The sequence below is a fragment of the Psychrobacter sp. 1U2 genome (genome assembly GCF_051847575.1).
The window spans coordinates 1-831 of record NZ_JBPYDC010000794.1 but is presented as its reverse complement, the minus strand read 5'-3'; the positions used below and the strand labels follow the sequence as shown (position 1 = coordinate 831).

General features: G+C 46.5%; 1 protein-coding gene. It reads right to left on the bottom strand.

Going from position 1 to position 831, the window contains the following annotated elements:
- A partial coding sequence (locus ACS8FD_RS18780; RefSeq protein WP_439276966.1) for a Mur ligase family protein occupies positions 1-831 on the bottom strand: 831 nt, incomplete at both ends.

Genomic DNA, 831 nt, shown 5'->3' with positions numbered 1-831 from the left:
AACCAAACACCGCCCATAGCTGACCTTGGCAATGCGTTCTTAAGCTATTTAGCACTTGTGTCAACGCATCAGGAGTATGCGCGTAATCCACGATAAAGCATCCATCGGTCGATGGCACACGCTGCATACGTCCAACTGCACCTTGTAGCTGTGGTACCAAGCTTGCAATGCGCTCAAGACTGATGCCCAACGCTACCGCTGCTGCAATTGCCGCCAGCAGATTGGCCACATTAAAACGCCCTAACAAAGGGCTGATAATATTGACATTGTTCACATCGTTACCTTGACTGGCATCTAGTACACTTCGTAAAGCAATTTTTACCCCTTGTAGACTAGGCTCAATTTTAGTAGCGACAAAAGTAGCAACCTCTGACGTATTATCAGCCTGCAAACTATATGTCCATACGATCAAATTACTGGCTTTAGCCGTATCAATCATTACGTTCGCATGCTCATCATCGATATTAATAATAGCGTGCGTCAAGGTTGGAAAATGGGCTTTATCAAATAGTTTGGCTTTTGCAGCGACATACTCTGCCATATCGGCGTGATAATCTAGATGGTCTCGGCTTAGATTGGTATAAATAGCGACTTTGACGGGTACACCTTGTAACCGCTGTTGATCCAATCCATGCGAGCTGGCCTCAAGTGCTAATAAGTCAACATTTTGCTCGCCCATATGATACAAAAACTGCTGCACTGCTAACGCATCACCTGTGGTATGGCGCGCTTGTAACAATGCGTCAAGCTTACCATTACCTGCTGTGCCCATGACCGCACTATCGTGACCAGCCAGCTGTGCCAATTGTGCGACAAGTTGACTGATCGTGG